General features: G+C 65.4%; 18 protein-coding genes. 13 read left to right on the top strand and 5 right to left on the bottom strand.

The window, feature by feature from the left end; translation table 11 throughout:
- Position 1 precedes the first annotated feature (1 nt).
- From DC366_RS07285 to DC366_RS07280, 3 genes are read left to right on the top strand one after another with little or no spacing between them, the layout of a single operon-like run.
- The gene (locus DC366_RS07285) at positions 2–1,900 is read left to right on the top strand and encodes a nitric oxide reductase activation protein NorD (protein ID WP_108691537.1); all 1,899 of its coding nucleotides are present in this window, start codon (positions 2–4) and stop codon (positions 1,898–1,900) included.
- Position 1,901: 1 nt separating this feature from the next.
- On the top strand, positions 1,902–2,078 hold the full coding sequence (locus DC366_RS19845) for a hypothetical protein (protein WP_165802867.1): 177 nt from the start codon (positions 1,902–1,904) through the stop codon (positions 2,076–2,078).
- Complete coding sequence (locus DC366_RS07280) at positions 2,075–2,329, top strand: NnrT protein (RefSeq protein ID WP_108691536.1); 255 nt, start codon at positions 2,075–2,077, stop codon at positions 2,327–2,329. The genes DC366_RS19845 and DC366_RS07280 overlap by 4 nt, the downstream gene beginning before the upstream one ends.
- A gap of 16 nt (positions 2,330–2,345) precedes the next feature.
- Here DC366_RS07280 and DC366_RS07275 read toward each other — a convergent pair whose 3' ends face one another.
- Positions 2,346–3,890 carry a phospholipase D family protein gene (locus tag DC366_RS07275; protein WP_108691535.1) on the bottom strand — a complete coding sequence of 515 codons (1,545 nt, stop codon included), beginning with the start codon at positions 3,888–3,890 and terminating at the stop codon, positions 2,346–2,348.
- A gap of 371 nt (positions 3,891–4,261) precedes the next feature.
- On the opposite strand from DC366_RS07275, the gene DC366_RS07270 reads away from it, so the two are divergent.
- Together DC366_RS07270 and DC366_RS07265 are read left to right on the top strand one after the other, a co-directional pair.
- Entirely contained in the window at positions 4,262–5,944 is a 1,683-nt protein-coding gene (locus tag DC366_RS07270) for a serine hydrolase (RefSeq protein WP_108691534.1), read from the top strand.
- A 93-nt stretch (positions 5,945–6,037) separates the two neighbouring features.
- Positions 6,038–6,517, top strand: a complete 480-nt coding sequence (locus DC366_RS07265; protein ID WP_108691533.1) for a flavin reductase family protein — start codon at positions 6,038–6,040, stop codon at positions 6,515–6,517.
- Positions 6,518–6,530: 13 nt separating this feature from the next.
- On the opposite strand, the gene DC366_RS07260 is transcribed toward DC366_RS07265, so the two are convergent.
- The 3 genes from DC366_RS07260 to DC366_RS07250 form a co-directional block, all read right to left on the bottom strand.
- Positions 6,531–7,901, bottom strand: a complete 1,371-nt coding sequence (locus DC366_RS07260) for a glutamate--cysteine ligase (RefSeq protein WP_108691532.1) — start codon at positions 7,899–7,901, stop codon at positions 6,531–6,533.
- 73 nt (positions 7,902–7,974) lie between these two features.
- The gene (locus tag DC366_RS07255; protein WP_108691531.1) at positions 7,975–8,502 is read right to left on the bottom strand and encodes a hypothetical protein; all 528 of its coding nucleotides are present in this window, start codon (positions 8,500–8,502) and stop codon (positions 7,975–7,977) included.
- The gene (locus DC366_RS07250; protein WP_243405065.1) at positions 8,499–9,236 is read right to left on the bottom strand and encodes a 16S rRNA (uracil(1498)-N(3))-methyltransferase; all 738 of its coding nucleotides are present in this window, start codon (positions 9,234–9,236) and stop codon (positions 8,499–8,501) included. Before DC366_RS07250 ends, DC366_RS07255 begins: the two co-directional genes overlap by 4 nt.
- A 12-nt stretch (positions 9,237–9,248) precedes the next feature.
- Between DC366_RS07250 and ubiA the strand changes: the two genes are divergently transcribed.
- The 8 genes from ubiA (at position 9,249) to DC366_RS07210 (ending at position 18,581) form a co-directional block, all read left to right on the top strand.
- The gene (gene ubiA / locus DC366_RS07245; RefSeq protein ID WP_108691717.1) at positions 9,249–10,211 is read left to right on the top strand and encodes a 4-hydroxybenzoate octaprenyltransferase; all 963 of its coding nucleotides are present in this window, start codon (positions 9,249–9,251) and stop codon (positions 10,209–10,211) included.
- Between the two features lie 60 nt (positions 10,212–10,271).
- The gene (locus DC366_RS07240; RefSeq protein WP_108691530.1) at positions 10,272–12,191 is read left to right on the top strand and encodes an OmpA family protein; all 1,920 of its coding nucleotides are present in this window, start codon (positions 10,272–10,274) and stop codon (positions 12,189–12,191) included.
- On the top strand, positions 12,178–12,504 hold the full coding sequence (locus DC366_RS07235; protein WP_108691529.1) for a hypothetical protein: 327 nt from the start codon (positions 12,178–12,180) through the stop codon (positions 12,502–12,504). The genes DC366_RS07240 and DC366_RS07235 overlap by 14 nt, the downstream gene beginning before the upstream one ends.
- A 162-nt stretch (positions 12,505–12,666) precedes the next feature.
- A complete protein-coding gene (locus DC366_RS07230; RefSeq protein WP_108691528.1) occupies positions 12,667–13,506 on the top strand; it encodes a flagellar motor protein MotB in 840 nt (279 codons plus the stop codon).
- 126 nt (positions 13,507–13,632) lie between these two features.
- Positions 13,633–14,937: a flagellar hook protein FlgE gene (locus tag DC366_RS07225; RefSeq protein ID WP_243405064.1), complete on the top strand. Its 1,305-nt coding sequence runs from the start codon at positions 13,633–13,635 to the stop codon at positions 14,935–14,937.
- Positions 14,938–15,003: 66 nt separating this feature from the next.
- The gene (gene flgK, locus DC366_RS07220) at positions 15,004–16,458 is read left to right on the top strand and encodes a flagellar hook-associated protein FlgK (RefSeq protein ID WP_108691526.1); all 1,455 of its coding nucleotides are present in this window, start codon (positions 15,004–15,006) and stop codon (positions 16,456–16,458) included.
- A 3-nt stretch (positions 16,459–16,461) separates the two neighbouring features.
- The gene (locus DC366_RS07215; protein WP_108691525.1) at positions 16,462–17,469 is read left to right on the top strand and encodes a flagellin; all 1,008 of its coding nucleotides are present in this window, start codon (positions 16,462–16,464) and stop codon (positions 17,467–17,469) included.
- 29 nt (positions 17,470–17,498) lie between these two features.
- Entirely contained in the window at positions 17,499–18,581 is a 1,083-nt protein-coding gene (locus DC366_RS07210; protein ID WP_243405073.1) for a flagellar basal body P-ring protein FlgI, read from the top strand.
- 160 nt (positions 18,582–18,741) lie between these two features.
- Here DC366_RS07210 and DC366_RS07205 read toward each other — a convergent pair whose 3' ends face one another.
- Positions 18,742–19,608: a MurR/RpiR family transcriptional regulator gene (locus DC366_RS07205; RefSeq protein ID WP_165802866.1), complete on the bottom strand. Its 867-nt coding sequence runs from the start codon at positions 19,606–19,608 to the stop codon at positions 18,742–18,744.
- Positions 19,609–19,614: the final 6 nt, after the last annotated feature.

Below are 19,614 nucleotides of genomic sequence, written 5' to 3'. Positions count from 1 at the left end.
TATGGCGCTGCATCCCCTTGATCTGATGGACCCCGAAGAGGCGGTCGGCAATCTGTGGCATGACTATGCCGTGGGGATCGGCGCTGCCCGTTCCTATCCGGAGGAGGCCGCGGCGCTCGACGCCGTGCGCCCCAGCCTGACGATGATGTTCCGCGCCCTTGGCGGCCCGGCGGGGGTGGAGTTCTGCGAGGCGGCCTCGACCGTCGCGCGCCACCGCCGTCCTGCCGCGCGCAAGCTGGCGACCGAGCGGGACAAGCTCCACGTCGCTGCCTTTGACGGCGAGCGCCTGCGCCTGCCGCCGGTGATCGACGTCTTTCCCCAGCTGCGGCTGAACCGCAGCGCCTATTTCTGGCTGACCGCCATGGCCGCGCTGGCGGGCGAGGATGTGTTCGCCGATGACACGCTGAAAGGTGCGGCGCGCGATCTGGCGATGATCGCGGCCAATGCGGACGCCGCGCGCCGGGTGCTGGCCGCCTGCCCGGGGTTGAGGGACAGCCACGCCGAGATGACCGCGCATGTGCTGGCGACGCGCCCGCGCGTGCAATTGCCGAGCGGCGAAAAGTCGGTCGAGGACGCCTTGCGCGCGGCGCTTGCCAAAGGGGCCGCGCCCGCGGGTGATGGCGCCGGTGACAGCCGCGGCCACATGACATTCGCGCCCGTGCCCATCTGGCTGGATTTCTCCGCCGCCGGGCAAGGCAGCGCTGCCGAGGACCACGCCGACGATCCGGGCGAGGTGCCCGCGGCGGCCGCGACCACCACGCGCAAGCTGGGATTCCGGCGGGACCGCGAACAGGCCAACCGCAAGGACAGCTTCATCCTGCACCGGTTCGAATCGATCCTGTCCTGGGTCGAATCGATGAACCTGAACCGCTCGATCCACGACGATGATGACGAAAACGCCCAGAAGGCTGCCGAGGATCAGGACAACATCACCCTGTCCAAGAACGACAAGCGCGCGGCGACGCGCCTGCGCCTGCATCTGGACCTGTCCCCGGCGGATGCCGATCACGAGCGATTGTCGGCGCCGGTCACCTATCCCGAATGGAATCACCGCTCGCGCAGCTACATGCCCGACCATTGCCGCGTGCTGGAGGCGGACGCCGTCCCCGATCCTGCCAATGATTTTGTTCCCAATGCCAAGCGCACCGAGGAGGTGCGCCGCCAGTTCGAGGTGCTGCGCCCGCGCCGCATCCTGCAGCCGCGCCAGATTGACGGCTCCGAGCTGGATCTGGACGCCGCTATCTCGGCGCAGATCGACCTGCGCGCGACGGGCCGCTGCGATGACCGCGTGTTCATGGCCTCGCGCCAGACATCGCGCGATCTGACCGTCGCCTTTCTGATCGACACGTCGCGGTCAACCGAATCGGCCGTCGGCGATACCTGCGTGATCGACGTCGCGCGCGACGCGCTGGCCGCGCTGGCGGGCGGTATTGATGCGGCGGGCGACCGGCTGGGCATCTGGGGGTTCTCGTCGCTGCGGCGTGACCGGGTGTTCCTGACGCGCTGCAAACGCTTTGACCAGAAGATGAGCCGCGAGGTCACCGCCAATATCTGCGCGCTGAAGCCGGGCCATTACACCCGCCTTGGTGCCGCGATCCGCCATGTCAGCGCCCAGTTGGCCCAAGAGACGGCAGCGCGCAAGCTGCTGATCGTGCTCACCGACGGCAAGCCCAACGATCTGGACCATTACGAGGGCACGCACGGGATCGAGGACAGCCACATGGCCGTTGCCGAGGCCCGCCGCGCCGGAATGGCAGTTCACGGCATCGTCGTGGACCCCGACGGGCAGGAATGGTTCGCGCGCATTTTCGGGCGCGGCGGATTTCATCTGTTGCCCCGGCCCGAACGCCTGACCCGGGTTCTGCCCGACATCTATCGCACCCTGACGCAGGAGACATGACATGACCCGACTGATCGCCCTGATGGCGCTGTTCCTTCCCACCGCCGCGCTGGCCGAATCGTTCCAGCGGCCCATCCCGCAGGCGCAAACGGCCACTGCCGAAGGCTGGTTCTTTGCCGCCTCGCTGGCGCTCGTGCTGGCGCTGGTCGCGGTGCACATGTTGGTGCGCCGCCGATGACAGGCACGCGCACAGGCTGGGGCGTGGGGGCGCTGTCGCTTGCGCTGTATCCGTTCGGGGCCGGCGCGATGGTGGTCAACCTCTATTTCGCGGGGCTGATCGGCTCTTGGCTGGGCTGGGACGTGATGTCGCCCAACATGGCGCTGATCGGTGGTGCGGTGCTGGGCATCCCGGCAACCTGGGCCTTTGCCCGCCACATTCGCGGCATGATGGACCGGATCGACGCGGAAACCGACGCCGAGAACGGCTGAGACGCCGCCCCTGCCGCTAAAGCAGCCATTCCACCGGCAGCCAGCCGACGATGGTGACCGCCAGATTGCGCATCAGGCTGCCGCCCGGCTCGGTCGTCAGGGGCGCGGCATCGGGCGCGGTCGGGTCGATCCAGACCAGATCGCCGTCCCGGTCCTCCACCTCCCAGGCGAGGCCGCCCAATCCGGTGTCGAACGCATCGTGCAGCCGCGCGGCCATGATCTCGCTGTCGATCAGCAGCCCCATTTCGGTGTTCAGCGAGATCGAGCGCGGATCGAAGTTGAACGAGCCCACGAATATCCGCTCGCCATCCACGGCAAATGTCTTGGCATGCAAGCTGGACCCGGACGAGCCGAACGGCCCGATCTTGTCGGTCGCGGATTCCGGCGCGCCCGTGCGGCGCAGCTCGAACAGGCGCACACCTGCCTCCAGCATGTCCTTGCGTCGCTTGGCGTATCCGGCATGAACCGGCACGACATCCGTCGCCTCCAGCGAGTTGGTCAGCATCCGCACCTGCACGCCGCCCTGCTCCAGCGCGATGAAATTGCGCATGCCGATGCCGCCCGGCACGAAATAGGGTGACACGCCATCGAACCGCTCGTTGATGGTGCCGACGGCGTCCTTGAGCCGGGTCACCAGCAGATCCTTCTTGCGCACCAGCCCTTGCCCCTTGGCGGGTTTGTCACTGACCAGCACCGCTTTCGTCCATTCCAGCGGCAGCGTGCCCTCGGTCAGTTTCGGCACGATGTCCGAAGATTCCAGGATCGACTGATAGGTCTGCATCTGGTCGGTGCCCTCATAGCGGCCGACCAGATCCGCGATCGCGTCATTGCGTCCCGCCTCGCCGACGATGGGGGTCGCCGGATGAACCGGCGGGCTGTTCCAGTAAATATCGAAATCCTGCGACACGCGTGGAACGATGTCGCCGACGACCAGCACATCCAGATCGACATAAAGCGCCACCTCGCCGGTGCCGAAATACTCGTCCCCCACGTTGCGCCCGCCCATGATCGTCACGCGGTTGTCGACGGTAAAGGACTTGTTGTGCATGCGCCGGTTCAGGCGGAAAAAATCGAACGTGTAGGACAGCATCTTGAACCGGCGCAGGTTGAACGGATTGTACAGCCGCACCTCGGCCATCGGATGCGCGTCCAGCTGCGACAGCTGCGGATCAAGGCCGGAAATGCCGTTGTCATCCAGCAGCAATCGCACGCGCACGCCCCTGTCCGCGGCGCGTTTGATCGCGTCGAGCAGCAAGGCGCCGGTCAGGTCGGCCTTCCAGATGTAATATTGCACGTCGATTGAGGACACCGCCGCATCGGCCAGAATTATTCGGGCCGCGAACGCATCCGCCCCGTTCTGAAGCGCGGCAACCCCCGTCTTGCCGGGATGCGCGTCCGAAAGCGGGCCCAGCCCCTTGGCCAGCGGTCCGTTTTCCGACGGGGCCAGCGCATCGCCATGGGCGCCGCGATCCGTCGGCAGTGCAAAGACGATGCGCGCGACGATGATGGCAATGGCAATCAGCGCGGCTGCAAGCAGCAGATATTTCAGCAAGGTCAACATCGCACGTCTCCAGTCCGCCAGTTGCAGGCTCGATTTACCCTAAACACGCTGCCCTCGCATGGCGAGGCGCTAATCGCAATGCCGCGCGCGGACCAAGACATGCGCCCTGCAGAGCAGTACCCGGTCAACGCGTGTGCCGCGCCGCTGGATGCATCTCACCCGGCGTCAGGCGGCACCCTCTCCGCGTGATTGCCGCGGCGGTCGCCATTGTTTCCCGCAATCTTCGCATGTAAGGCACCTTTCGTGACCCGCGGGGCAGAACGGCCTTGACCCTTCCTGCCCAGCCGTTTCATGGATCAGACGGCACGATGCCATCGGCGCGCAGCAGTTCGGCGCGCCCGAAACCGGACAGACCCGAAAGGAGCCACGGGATGAAGCGCGTGATCGCCACGGCATTGTTTGCCGCCCTTGGATGCAGCTCTGCGGCCTTCGCAGAAGGCACGGATGCGCCATCGTCCGAGCAGGCGCCCGGCGATGCCGCGCAGACTGATACCGGCGTGACCGACGGTGAGAGCGACACGGCGGGTCAGGGCTGGATGCAGGGATTCCCGCCGCCTGCGGACAAGGTGATCCGCGCCACCGATCCCGATTTTTTCGCCGATCCCAAGCGGCGCTGGACAATGTGCCATTTCCGCCAGCTGATGCCGAACGTCGCCGTGGATGCGGGCGCCAGTGCCGCCTCGCCCCTGACCAGCGCGCTTGATTCTTCGCTGGACGACGTGACCTTCACGCCGCTGGGCGGCGGCGAGCCGATGACGTGGAACGCGGCATTCGACGCCAACCATACCGACGGCGTGATCGTGCTTCACCACGGGCGCGTGGTTTATGAGCGCTATGATGGCTGTCTGGACGAAAACGGCCTGCATGGTGCCATGTCGGTGACAAAGTCGCTGACCGGCCTTCTGGCGGAAATCCTGATTGCCGAGAGCAGGCTCGACCAGACCGCGCGCGTCGGCGATCTGATCCCGGAACTGAACGATAGCGGCTTTGGCGATGCCACGGTGCGCGAGGTCATGGACATGACCACCGCGCTGAAGTTTTCCGAGGATTATTCGGACCCGAACGCCGAGATCTGGACCTATTCCGAGGCCGGCAGCACCCTGCCCAAGCCCGAGGGATATGACGGACCGCGCAGCTATTTCGACTATCTGCAAACGGTCCGCAAGAACGGCACCCATGGGGAGGTTTTCGGATATCGCACGGTGAATTCCGATGCGCTGGGCTGGATCATTTCGCGCGTCACCGGGCAATCCGTTGCGGATTACCTCGCCGACCGGATCTGGAGCCGTCTGGGCGCGGAGCGCGAGGCATTCTATACCGTCGATTCCATCGGCACCCCTTTCGCCGGGGGCGGCTTCAACGCGACGCTGCGCGATATGGCGCGGCTGGGGCAGGTCATGCTGAACGGCGGGCGCGCGGGCAACGAGCAGATCGTGCCCGAACGCGTCGTGAACAGCATCATGCGCGGGGGCGACAAGGGCGCCTTTGCCGAAGCCGGTTACAAGACGCTGCCGGGCTGGAGCTATCGGTCGATGTGGTGGGTCGCGGGAGACAGCAGCTATGCGGCGCGGGGCGTGCATGGCCAGACGCTGTGGATCGATCCCAAGACCGATGTCGTGATCGCACGCTTCGCCTCGCATCCCGTCGCGCCCAATGCGGCCAATGATCCCACGTCGCTGCCTGCCTATCGGGCGGTTGCGGATCATCTGCAGGAGAATGACGACATGCCGCTGGTCGGGCGCGAATGGCTGATCGAGGATGTCGAGGGCATGGGCGTGATCGACTACAGCCATGCCACGCTGCAATTCATGGCGGACGGCACATTGGCGGGCAGCGCCACCTGCAACCGGCTGATCGGCCGCTACGAGGTGGAGGGCGACGCGCTGACCATCCTGCCCGCGGGCGCCACGATGATGGCCTGCCCCGAGGCGTTGATGGCCCAGGAGCGCCGGATCCTGGATCTGCTGCCCAAGATCGAGCGATATGTCATCGACGAGACCGGCGCGCTGATCCTGATCGCACCCGATGGAAGGGCGATCGCCGCACGCCGCTAAGGCGTTTCGGCGGCGTCCGTCATCGGCGGGTGTGTTTCGCGCAGCGGCGCATTATATAGGGTTGGGCAACCCCGCGACTGCCCCGGAGCCTCCATGTCAGAACAAGATCAGCGCGCTTTGCGAGACGCTTTTGGACGCTTTGCCACCGGCGTCACCGTTGTCACCACGCGCGAGGCAAGCGGCGCGCCGCGCGGATTTACCGCCAACTCCTTCAGCTCGGTATCGCTGAACCCGCCCCTTGTGCTGATATGCATCGGCAACAATGCCCACAGCGCGCCCGCCTTCCGCGCCGCGCCGCATTTTGCGATCAACATCCTCACCGCCGCGCAGCAGCAGACCGCGCGTCTTTTCGCGTCTCACAGCGATGAAAAATTCGCCCTCACGGACTGGACCAGCGGCGCGCATGACGTGCCGCTTCTGCCCGGCGCGCTGGCCACGCTGGTCTGCGCGCAGCACAAGCTGGTCGAGGCGGGCGATCATGTCATCCTGATCGGCGAGGTGCTCCAGACCGACATCAGCGACGGTCCGGCGCTGGGCTATCACCGCGGCAAGTTCATCGAGATCCCGCGCTGAGCGGCGAGGTGCCTCAGTAGGAGTATTCGGCGTAGATCCGGCTCAGATCGCCGTTCCAGTCGCCGTTGTAGCGTGCCAGCAGCTCATCCGCCGGGGTCTGGCCCGACTCGATGCTCTCGCGCAGGGCGTTGAGGAAATGCGTCTCGTCCGGGATCAGCCCCTCGGCGCCGGGGCGCGCGCGCGCCTTCAGACCGGCCTCGGAGATATCCAGCACCTTGCGCGCCAGATTGTGCATGTCGATGCCGTCCACCTTGGCCTGCAATGCATCCACGCTGGCGGCAACGCGCAGCGCCTCGCGCTGCTCGGCGGTCCAGTCGCGGACCAGATCCCACGCGGCATCCAGGCTGCCGGTGTCGTACAGGATGCCGGTCCAGAACGCCGGCAGCGCGCAGAGGCGCCGCCACGGGCCGCCATCGGCGCCGCGCATTTCCATGAATTTCTTGATCCGCGCCTCGGGGAAGATGGTTGTCAGGTGATCGGCCCAATCGCTGAGCGTGGCCACCTCACCCGGCAGCGCAGGCAACTCGCCCTTGAGGAAGTCGCGGAACGACATGCCCAGCGCGTCGATATACTTGCCATCGCGATAGACGAAATACATCGGCACATCGAGCGCATAGTCGACATACCGCTCGAACCCCATCCCGTCCTCGAAGACGAAGGGCAGCATGCCGGTGCGGTCCGGGTCCAGATCGCGCCAGACGCGGCTGCGCCAGGATTTGTGGCCGTTCGGCTTGCCCTCGAAAAACGGCGAATTGGCGAAAAGCGCGGTCGCGACGGGCTGCAATGCAAGCGCCACGCGGAACTTCTGGACCATGTCGGCCTCTGACGCAAAGTCCAGATTGACCTGCACGGTGCAGGTGCGCCGCATCATCACCCGGCCCATCGTGCCGACCTTCTGCATGTAGCTGTCCATCAGCTTGTACCGGCCCTTGGGCATCAGGGGCATGTCCTCATGTGTCCATTCGGGCGCCGCGCCAAGGCCGATAAACCCGACGCCGACACGGTCGGCCACATCCTTGACCTCGCGCAGATGCACGTTGACCTCGTCGCAGGTGCCGTGGATCGTCTCCAGCGGGGCGCCCGACAGCTCCAGTTGGCCGCCGGGCTCCAGCGAGACGTTGGCGCCGCCCTTTTCCAGCCCGATCAGGTTGCCGTCCTCGGTAACGGGGGCCCAGCCATGCGCGTCGCGCAGACCCTCCAGCACGGCCAGCACGCTGCGCTCGCCGTGATAGGGAATCGGCTGATGCGTGTCCTTGCAATAGCCGAATTTCTCGTGCTCGGTGCCGATGCGCCAGTCTTCTTTCGGCTTGTTGCCGTCTTCGAGATATTCGGCCAGTTGGCTGTGATGCTCGATCGGCCCGCCGCCGGATTGGGGAATGGACATGGGGCTTGGCCTCCGCTGATTTGAAGTTCAGTAGGTGGCGCGGGGGCAGGGGGGTGTCAACCCGCGAATGGCGTCAGGTCAGGCGCAGATGCGCCGGTTTGGTTTCGGGTTTTTGCCAAAGCGGAACGCGCTCCGGCGTTTTGCGGCGCATTTCGGCCAGCATCCGTTCGGTCCGCATACCCGGCAGCGCGGCGAACACGTCAAAGAGCGCATCGGCGCCGCTGGCGGTCAGCGGGATCATCACATCGGGCTGGCCCGGCTGGCTGAGCGCCCAATGCGCGGGCCGCCCGGTGCGGTCCAGCGCCACCGCCGTCATTTCCGAGCGCGCGATGACGCCCCCGCCCAAGGGGCCGAAATAGCCGATGGCGCCCTCGTCGATCTCGACCACGCCCGGCCCGCCGCTGCCTGCGGCAAAGCGCATCCGCTGAAGCGCGGCGATCAGCGACACGGCCGCGAGGAAGGCCACGGACGCGCCCACCCAGAAAGTGAGGCCGAAACCGCGCCACGCGATCAGCAGGCCAAGCGCCAGCGCCCCAAGGCTGATGAGCACGTCGCGCCAGCGCAGCAAGGTCGCCGCCGCCTCGGGCCTGAGAAAACTCAACGCCAATCCCCCAGTCTTGCCTGCCACAGCGTCAGCGCCGCGACGGCGGCGGTGTCCGCGCGCAGGATGCGCGGGCCAAGGCGGGTGGCGTGGGCGTGAGGCAGCGCAGCGAGGCGCGCGCGCTCGGCGTCCGAAAAGCCGCCTTCGGGGCCGATCAGGATCGCCCATGGGCCGGGCGTATCGGGGAGGGCTCCGGCAGGGCCATCCGCTAACGCCTCGTCGCAGAACAGGATGCGCCGGGCGGGATCCCAGCCGTCCAGCAGCGCGCTCAGCTTCTGCAGATCGTCCACGGGGGGCACATAGGTGCCGCCGCATTGCTCGGCGGCCTCGATCGCATGCGCTTGCAGACGGTCCTGCCGGATGCGCTCGGAATTGGTAAAATCGGTCTGCACGGGACAGATGCGCGCGGCCCCCAGCTCGACGGCCTTTTCGACGATGAAATCGGTGCGCGCCTTCTTGACCGGCGCAAACAGCAGCCACAGGTCCGGCGGCATTTGCTGAGGCCGGGTTTGCGACAGGCACGCCAGCGTGCCGCCTTTCTTCCGCGCCTCGCGCACCTCGGCCAGCCATTCGCCGCCGGTTCCGTTGAACAGCAGCACCTGCGCGCCTTGCCCCTGCCGCATCACCCCGAAGAGGTAATGCGCCTGCGGCGGCGCCAGAGGAACCGTTTGCCCCGGCCCCAACGGGTGATCTACATACAATCTGATCTTGGCGGTATTCGGGACGGTTTTCATGGCGGGCATCATATGAGCGGCGGCGGGCAGAGGCCAGAGGCCGGCAGCGTTGCGGACGCGGCAAAGGGCAATTGGGTGGACCATTATGCGCCCGCCCGCTGGCGGCCCTATCTGCGGCTGTCGCGCGCGGACCGGCCCATCGGGACATGGCTGCTGTTGCTGCCTTGCTGGTGGGGTCTGCTGCTGGCGATGCTGCATGACGGACAGGCGCGCGTCTTCGATCTGTGGATCTTTGTCGCCTGCGGAATCGGAGCGTTCCTGATGCGCGGCGCCGGCTGCACGTGGAACGACATCACCGACCGTCATATCGACGGCAGCGTGGCGCGCACGGCGTCGCGGCCCATCCCCTCGGGGCAGGTCAGCGTCAAGGGCGCGCTGGCATGGCTGGTGGTGCAGGCGCTGGTGGCGTTTGCGATCCTGCTGACCTTTCCCGCCATGGCCATCGCGCTGGGCATCCTCGCGCTGGTGCCGGTGGCGATCTATCCCTTTGCCAAGCGATTCACGTGGTGGCCGCAAATCTTCTTGGGGATCGCGTTCAACTGGGGCGCGCTTCTGGTCTGGTCGGCGCATACCGGGCGGCTGGAATGGCCGGCGGTGGTGCTGTATCTGGCGGGCATGGCGTGGACGCTGTTTTATGACACGATCTATGCCCATCAGGATGCCGAGGATGACGCGCTGATCGGGGTGAAATCCACCGCGCGGCTCTTTGGCGCGCAATCGCCGAAATGGCTGCGCCGGTTCCTGGTGGCGGCGGTCGTGCTGATGACCGCAGCGGTGATTCTGGCGATGCGCGGGGACGATCCGATCGCGCTGCTGGTCGCGCTACTGGGGCCCTGGGCGCTGGGCCTGCATATGATGTGGCAGCTTGCCCGGCTGGATCTGGACGACACGCCCGGCCTGCTGGCGCTTTTCAGGTCCAACCGGGACGCGGGGCTGCTGCCCCTGCCGTTTTTCGCCATCGCGCTCTTCGTGTGATTGAACTTGCGGGGCAGGGCGCATAAACACAGGACAGCTTAAACAACGCTCAGGCCTCTAATGCGCCTCTCCTCCATCTTCGCGATTGCCGGAACGTTCCTGATGGCAGCGGTCCTGTGCCTTGTCGCTGCCGGTTTCGCCGTGACGGTGATCGAGGACAACGCCCGCAACTCGGTGCGCACGGAGTTGGACCGCGAAGGCATGACCTGGACCGAGGTGGACGCCGACGGGCTGCAGGTGTTTCTGGCCGGGGTCGCCCCCAGCGAGGCGCGCAGGTTTGCTGCGCTGTCCGTCGCGGGCCGGATCGTGGACGCGGCCCGCGTGATCGACCAGATGCTGGTCGAGGATACCGCCGAGATCGCGCCGCCGCGCTTTTCGGTCGAGATCCTGCGCAATGACAGTGGCATTTCGCTGATCGGCCTTGTTCCGGCGTCCATGGACCGCGACGCGCTGCTGGAGCAGATGGAGTCGGCGGCGGGCGGCGGGGATGTGATCGACCTTCTGGAATCGGCCGATTATCCCGTGGGCGATGCGTGGGATATTGCGGTGGATTATGCGGTGCGCGCGCTGAACCAGCTGCCGCGCGCCAAGATCTCGGTCGAGGCGGGGCGCGTTGCGATCATCACAATGGCCGACAGCCCCGAGGAGAAACGCAAGCTGGAGGAAACGCTGAAGCGGCGCGTTCCGGCAAACCTGCGCATCTCGCTGGATGTCTCGGCGCCGCGCCCGGTCATCACGCCCTTCACCTTGCGCTTTCTGATCGAGGACGGCACCGCGCGGTTCGATGCCTGCTCGGCCGACACCCCCGAGGCGCAGAGCGTGATCCTACAGGCCGCATATGACGCGGGGCTGAAGGGCGCGACGGAATGCACCATCGGCCTCGGCGTGCCCACGCCGGCCTGGGGCCGCGCCGCCGCGCTCGCCATCAAGGCGGTGGCCGATCTGGGCGGCGGCAGCGTGACCTTCGCGGATGCCGATATCTCGCTGATTGCCGCGCAGGGCACGCCGGAGGGCAAGTTCGACGATGTTGTCGGCGGGCTGGAGAATGATCTGCCCGATGTCTTTGCCCTCCATTCGGTCCTGCCGCCCCCCGATGTCGAAGGCGCGCCCACCATTCCCGAATTCGTCGCCACCCTGTCGCCCGAAGGTCTGGTCCAGTTGCGCGGCCGCGTCGGCAGCCAGCGCCTGCGCGAGACGGTCGACAGCTTTGCCAAGGCGCGGTTCCGCTCGGGCAGCGTCCATACCAAGGCGCGCGTCGTCGAGGGGCTGCCGCAGGATTGGCCAATGCGCGTTCTGACGGGGCTCGAAGCGCTGGGATTTCTGGCCAACGGCGCCGTCATCGTGACGCCCGACAACCTGACCGTCAGCGGCCAGACCGGACGCAAGGACGCCAGCGCGCAGATTGCCGGACTTCTGGCCGACAAGCTGGGCGAGGGCGAGCAATTCGATATCGACGTCACCTACAAGATCGAGCTGGACCCGGTCGCGGGCCTGCCCACGCCCGAAGAATGTGTCGCCAGGATCGACACCATCCTTGAGACGCGCAAGATCAACTTCGAGCCGGGATCGCCCAATTTCGACGCCAACGGCGAGTCGATCATGAACGACATCGCCGATATCCTCGGCAAGTGCGGCGAGATTCAGATCGAGATCGGCGGCCACACCGACAGCCAGGGCCGCGAGGAGATGAACGAGGAACTCAGCCAGCAGCGGGCCAATGCCGTTCTGGACGCCCTGCGCAGCCGCCGCGTGCTGACATCGAGCTTTACCGCCAAGGGCTATGGCGAGGCGCAGCCCATCGCCGGCAACGATACCGAGGAGGGCCGCGAGGCCAACCGCCGCATCGAATTCAAGCTGATCCCCAAGGCCGAACCGGCGCCCGACGGGGACGCATCAGGGCTTGAAAGCTCCGAAGAAGAGGGGCAGGAAGACACGGCAGAGGGCGAAGGGGCGGAAGGCGCAGAAGATGAACAGGACTGAATTCATCATCGCCACGGCGATCATCCTCTTCGTCGCCTTCGCGCTGGGCTGGTTTGCCAACTGGCTGATTCACCGTTTCATCCGCGTGTCATCCTCGGATGTGGGCGAGCTGGACCGCATGGCACAAGAGCTGCACGAGGCCGAGGAAACGCGCGATCAGGCCATCACCTATCTTCAACAGCGCGAGGCCGAGCTGACCAATCAGCTCACCCAGACCGAGGCCGAGCTGCGCGCCACCATGGACGGCCTGCGCGAGGCCCGCCAGGACGCCGAGCAGATGCGCGCACATATCGAGCGCACCGGCCAAAGCTAGGGCATTTTCGGCGTGCAGCTGCGCGACCGGTTGTCGGCCGCGGGAAACCTGCGCCGCACACCTCGGCCAAGCGGTACAAAACCCCTACAAGTTGAAGTGTTAACATCGCCGTAACGCCTGCCTGCTACCCCTGTTCATGGGTGAGTTTAAGAGGTGGTGAAGATGAGCGCGCAATCCAACGCGGCGCCGGTCATCATCAAAAGAAAGAAGATAATCGCCGCTGGCGGACATCACGGAGGCGCCTGGAAGGTCGCCTACGCCGATTTCGTCACTGCGATGATGGCCTTTTTCCTTTTGATGTGGCTGCTGAATGCGACAACTGAAAAGCAACGCAAGGGGCTGGCCGATTATTTCAGCCCGACGGTCCCGATCAGCCGTGTCTCCGGCGGCGACGATGGGCATTTCGGCGGCGAAAGTGTCTTCGCCGAAGATGCATTGTCCAAGGATGGGCTGGGTGCGACCGATCGCAATCCGGCCGAATCGGTCCAGGCGCTTGGCGATACAGGCGTCACGATTCAGGAAGACCGGGAGCTGGAAGCGCTGAAGGAAAAGCTCGACAATGCGCTGCGCGGGACGAACGGTGAAAGCATGATTTCGCCCGAACTGCAGCGCCATATCATCACCCGCGTCACTGACGAGGGCCTGTTGATCGAGCTGTTCGATACCGCCGAAGGGACGCTGTTCGAGGACGGCAGCGATGCACCGACTGCGCTGTTGAACGCGCTGGTTGCGGTGCTGGTCGAAATGTCGGCCTTGGTGACGAACAGCGCCGCCGTTGAAGGCCATGTTCGCGCTGCACCTGTTGTTTTGAAAAGCTATCCGGCCTGGGATCTGTCCACCGCGCGCGCCCAGCAGATGCGCCTGCTGTTGACGTCTGCCGGCTTGGCTGGAAGCCGCGTTGCCCGTGTCACCGGCCACGCCGACCGCGATCCGGCCGTGCGCAACCCGATGGCTGTGCGCAACAACCGTCTTGAGCTTATCTTTTTGCGAAAGGGTGCCTGATGGGGGCATATGCGTCTGGCAGCCAAGAGCGGCAGTTGCATCAGATTTTATCTGTTAGCACGATGTTAAAGGAGCGGGCGTATGTCTGGTGGTCGATGACAGTCGATGCAGCAGAAAGGCGTATCCATGACAATCTCTTCTTCGCTCAATGCCGGGGTGGCGGCGCTTAGCGCCAACGCGACACGACTCGCCGCCATTTCGGATAATATCGCGAACTCCGCAACCTATGGATACAAGCGGGTTGAAACGGATTTTCAGTCCATGGTGCTGAGCGGCAATGGCGGCAGCTATTCCGCCGGGGGCGTGCGATCGGTCACCCAGCGGCTGATCGATCAGGGCGGCTCGCTCACGACGACGTCCAACCCGACTGACCTGGCCGTTCGCGGCCGCGGTTTTCTCCCCGTGGCGCGGTCCAGTCAGGTCACGGCGGGTAACGATACCCCCCAGATGATGCTGACAACCACCGGGTCCTTTCGGACGGACGCCGATGGCGTGCTGAAAACCGAGAGCGGCCTTGTCCTGTTGGGATGGCCTGCCAATCCCGATGGCACGATGCCCGACTTTCCCCGCGATACCGCGGACGGGCTGGAGCCTGTGCGCATCAACGTCAACCAGCTGACCGGCGAGCCGACGACCTCCATCCGGCTTGGGGTAAACCTGCCGGCATCGGAAACCAACGCCGGTGCGTCCGGCGATCCGATGGATCTGTCCGTCGAGTATTTCGACAACATGGGCAAGTCGCAGACCGTGCGGATTGAATTCACGCCCACCGTTCCCGGCTCGGGCGATTCGAACGAATGGCAGATGACCCTGCGGGATTCGGCGCAATCGGACGCGATTATTGGTGAATATACGCTGACCTTCGATGATTCGCGCGCGTCGGGCGGGACGTTGACCGATGTCGTGCCAGGCGGAACCGGCGGCGCGTTCGATAATGCGACAGGCTCGCTTATCGTCAATGTCGAGGGCGGCCCGATCGAGGTCACGATAGGCAAGCTCGGTGCGCCGGACGGCCTGACCCAACTGGGCAGCAAATTCGCCCCTTTGTCCATCTCCAAGGACGGCTCGCCGGTGGGCAACATGACCTCGGCCGAGGTTGACGAGAACGGGTTCGTGCATGCCTCCTTCGATACCGGGATCACGCGCGTGATATATCAGGTGCCGCTTGTCGACCTGCCCAACCCCAATGGCATGGTCTCACTGGACCGGCAGACCTATCTGCCATCGCCCGGCAGCGGCTCGTTCTACCTGTGGGATGCCGGCGACGGGCCGACCGGTGACGTCGTGGCCTTCGCGCGTCAGGAAAGCGCAACCGATGTGGCCGGTGAATTGACGGATATGATCCAGACGCAACGCGCCTATTCCTCGAACGCGAAAGTCATCCAGACGGTCGACGAGATGCTTCAGGAAACCACGAATATCAAGCGCTGATAAAGCGGCGGCCACGCCCGGCGCGCGCGCTCGGCGCGCATCTTCACTCGATTGAAAGGCACTGCGATGACCCTCACCTCTGCCCTGTCCAACGCGCTGAGCGGCCTGACCGCAAATGCCCGCGCAGCAAGCGTGGTGTCCTCGAACCTGGCCAACATTCATACCGATGGCTATGGCCGCCGCGACCTTGCGCTTACCCAGGATGGATACGGCACCGGCGGCGGCGTGCGTGTCGACGGTGTGACCCGTCATGTGGATGCGGGCGTGCTGTCCGATCGCCGCGAGGCGGATTCCGCTTTGTCCCACAGCGAGACGCGGGCCAGGTTTCTCGGCGCCGTCCGGGATAGTGTCGGCACGCCGGATCAGCCGGGATCGCTGTCCGCGCGCATCGCCGCGCTTGACGCGGCGCTGACCTCTGCCGCCAGCCGCCCCGACGAGGCGGGCCGGCTTCAGGCCGTGTCGCTGCGCGCCGGGGAACTGGCGGCCGGATTCAACGCCGCCGCAGCGACGATCCAGGATCAAAGGATGGCCGCCGAGGCGGAAATCGCAAGCGCCGTGCGCAGCCTGAACGTGGACCTCGCGCAAGTGCAGGATCTGAACGTCCAGATCCAGGCGGCGCGCCGGTCAGGCGGGGACAGCTCGGGATTGCTGGACCACCGGCAGGTCGTGATCGACCGCATCGCCGAGTTGGTGCCCGTTCGCGAGGTCCCGCGTGACGGCGGAGCCGTTGCCCTGATGACGCCGCGCGGCGCGCTGCTGCTGGATGGGCCCGCGGTCACGTTGGACTTCACGCAAAGCAACGTGATCGAGCCCCACATGACGATGGAGGGCGGAATGCTGTCCGGTATCCGCATAAATGACCGCGACGTTGCGCCCGGCGGGCCCCGCAGCCCGCTGGAGGGTGGCCGATTGTCGGCCCTGTTCGACATCCGCGATACATTGGCCACGGATGCGCAATCTCAGCTGGATGCCGTGGCGCGCGACGTGATCGAGCGGTTGCAGGACCCGTCGGTCGACCCCAGCCGCACGGGCGGCGAGGCCGGTCTGTTCACCGACGGCGGCGGCGTTTTCGCAGCGGCAGACGAGATCGGCATCGCCGGGCGCATGGCCCTGAACGAGAAGGTCGACACACAGGCAGGCAACGAGCTGTGGCGCGTTCGCGACGGATTGGGCGCGTCTGCACCGGGCGCGACCGGCAACGCCGCGCTTCTGGGCGCGATGAGCGATGCGCTGTCGGCGCGCCGGGTGCCGGTGTCCGGCGATATCAGCATCGGGTCCAGCACCGCGGCCCAGCGCATTGGCGGGTTGGTTTCGCATCTTGCGCAATCGGCGATGGCCGAGGATCGCACGTCCAGCTATGCGGCCGTCCGGCAGACCGAACTGCAGACACGTCTTCATAGCGACGGGGTCAGTTCGGACGCCGAAACGCAGCGACTTTTGATCATCGAGCAGGCCTACGGCGCCAATGCGCGCATGATCCGGACGCTTGATGAAATGATGCAAACCTTGTTGAGGATTTGAGCCATGAGTTTTCCCGCGATAGGCGATCTTGCACAATTCATGACGACCCGGAGGCAAAGCGCGACATTGCAATCGCGCCTCGGCCAACTCACGCAGGAACTGTCATCGGGCCAGACGGCCGATGTCACGCGCCGGGTGGGGGCCAGTTTCGGCACGCTGTCTGATATCGAGCATCGGCTAACGCTCAACGCCGCGCAGAAGACGGCCAGCGCGGAGGCAGCCGTGCAGGCGACGACAATGCAGACGGCACTCGGTATGGTGCACGCCCAGCTGACCGAAATCTCAGGCGCCACGATATTCAGCACGGGCATTCAGGAGGGTGGAGCGTTTGACGCGGCGGCGACCGCCGCGCGCGGCGGGCTCGACGCGATGATCTCGGCGCTCAATACCCATGTGGCAGGACGGCCCGTCTTTTCGGGTACGGATCTGGCTTCGGCGCCGCTGATCAGCGGTGATGAAATGATGAATGCGGCTCGCAGCGCCGTGTCGGGGGCAAGCGATGCGGCGGGGGTTATTGCCGCGCTAGATACGTTCTTCGACACGCCCGGCGGCGGGTTCAGGTCGATCGCTTACAAGGGCGGCGATCAGGATATGTCGCCATTCCGGCTGGGCGCCGGGGAATCTGTCCAACTGTCGGTCCGCGCGGACGACCCTGCCTTGCGCTCGGCCATGAAGAGCGCGGTCATGGCCGCTCTTGCGGGCGACGACGGGCTGACCCTGGCGCAGGGCCAACGCGGCGCTCTCATGCAGGCCGCGGGCGCGGCAATCCTGTCTGATACGGATGCGCTGACGCATATCAGATCCGATCTCGGTCATGCCGAGGCGCGCATCGACCGGGCGATGGCCCGCAACTCTGCCGAAGAGACCAGCCTGTCCATGATGCGCAACAAGATCATGTCCGTGGACATGTTCGAGACCGCCAGCGCGCTGGAGCAGGTCCAGCTGCAGCTTGAGACGATCTACACGCTTACCGCGCGGACTTCGCGCCTCAATTTGGTGAATTTCCTTTGATAAACGCCATTCGTATCACCCTTTGCGCGATCGTATTCAGTTTTTGCGGCACGGCGATTGCCCTGGCAAGCCAGATCAGGATCAAGGATCTGGTCGAATTCGACGGCGTGCGCGGCAACGATCTGATCGGCTACGGGCTGGTCGTCGGCCTGAACGGCACCGGGGACGGGTTGCGAAACGCGCCGTTCACCGAAGAGATCATGTCGAACATTCTCGAACGGCTTGGGGTCAACGTCGCTGGCGAGCAGTTTCGCCCCAAGAACGTCGCCGCGGTTCTGGTGACGGCCAGCCTGCCACCCTTCGCACGGGCGGGAGGCCAGATTGACGTAACGGTTTCCGCAATCGGTGATGCGGACAGCCTGCTTGGCGGTACCCTTGTGATGACGCCGCTGAATGCGGCCGACGGACAGATCTACGCCGTGGCGCAGGGAACGATCATCGCCGGCGGTGCCGCGGCCAAGGGAGACGCCGCGACCGTGACGCAAGGCGTGCCGACATCGGGCACCATCCCGTCCGGCGCGCGGGTCGAGCGGGAGATCGCGTTCGAACTGGACTCGCTCGACTCGCTTCGGCTCGCATTGCGGGAGCCGGACTTTACGACGGCGGGACGTATCGAGGCGGTGATAAACGGCAGTTTCGGCCGTGCGGTGGCGATCATGCTGGATAGCGGAACGGTCCGGCTGGACATCGGCCGCACCCGCATGACGTCTCCGGCGCATGCGCTTGCCCGCATCGAAAACCTGCTTGTGGAACCCGAACGCAAGGCGCGTGTCGTGGTGGACCAGCGGTCCGGCACAATCGTGATGGGCCAGGACGTGAGCATCAGTCGGATCGCGGTGTCGCAGGGCAACCTTACGCTGAGGGTTCAGGAAGCGCCGATAGCTGTGCAGCCCAACCCCTTTGCCGAGGGGGAAACCATGATCGTTCCGCGCACGAATGTGGATATCGAAGAGGAGCCGGGCATTGGACTGGCCGAAGTGCCGCCGGGCACGACCTTGGCCGAAGTGGTGGCCGGGCTCAACGCGCTGGGGGTCGCGCCGCGCGACATGATCGATATTCTCAAAAGCATAAAGGCGGCCGGCGCCCTGCACGCCGAATTCGTGGTACGTTGATGGCCAAACATGGCCATGACGTGCCATGCTTGTGCCGCGCGTATCGATAATGATCGTTTTGCCACTTTGAAAGCGCTTTTATGTTCGGGCCGTCGAGCGGGTCAAAAACTCTGAGCGCTCAACGCATGCTGACGCGATCCGATATCGCTTCGGCGCGGTCTCAATCCATGTAGGATCCGCTGGCGCGCCGGATCTCGTCGATCTGTTTCAGCCTCTGGCGTGTGGAATCGCCGCTGGCGGCGACGCATGCGGCCAGCAGCGTCTCGACCACCAGTTGCACCGCGATGGTGGAGGGGTAGTAATGCGGGCTGTCGGTGGGCGTCACGAACACCGCCTTGGCAAAAAGCGCCAGGGGAGAGCTGGGCCTGTCGGTGATCGCGAACACATCGGCGCCCGCGCGCCGGGCGTAATGCATGGCATCGACCGTCTGCACCGCATAGGGCGCCACGCCAAGCGCCAGAAGCGTATCACGCGGGCGAATCGTCAAAATCCGTTCGGTCGCCGACACGTTGCCACCCGCCAGTGACACCAGATCAGACAGCGCGATCCGCCCCGTCGCTTCCATAAGGCCGGCGAGCCAATACATTGACCCGGCGCCAATCACGAAAGTCCGCCCGCCGCGCGCGGTAGAGGACACGAATGCCGTGATCGCGGCCGGATCGAGCTGCGCCGCGGTCTCGGCGATGTTGCGGCTAGCGGCTTCGGCCAGATCGCGTGCCAGATTGCCCTGCGGCGCGTTGCGAAAGCCGCTTCGCAACGCCTGAACGCGCGGTGCAAAGCTTTGCTCGATGACGATATGCTGGAAATCCTTGCGAAATTCATCGTATCCGGCAAATCCCATATGCCGCGCCAGGCGCAGGAGCGTGGGCCCGGACACACCGCAAGCCTGAGCGCTGGCGCGCATCGATTCCAGCGCGATACGCTCCGGGTTGTCCAGCGCATATCGCGCGGCGACCGCCAGTTTGCGCGGCAGCGTCGGCAGGGCGTGCGTCAGCTTTTCGGTGATCGTCGTGAGGCTCGCGCCCATGGCATT

Source organism: Pelagivirga sediminicola (assembly GCF_003072125.1).
Classification (GTDB): domain Bacteria; phylum Pseudomonadota; class Alphaproteobacteria; order Rhodobacterales; family Rhodobacteraceae; genus Roseovarius; species Roseovarius sediminicola.
Note: the sequence above shows the minus strand (reverse complement) of the source record. Positions and strands in the feature narration are given on the sequence as shown.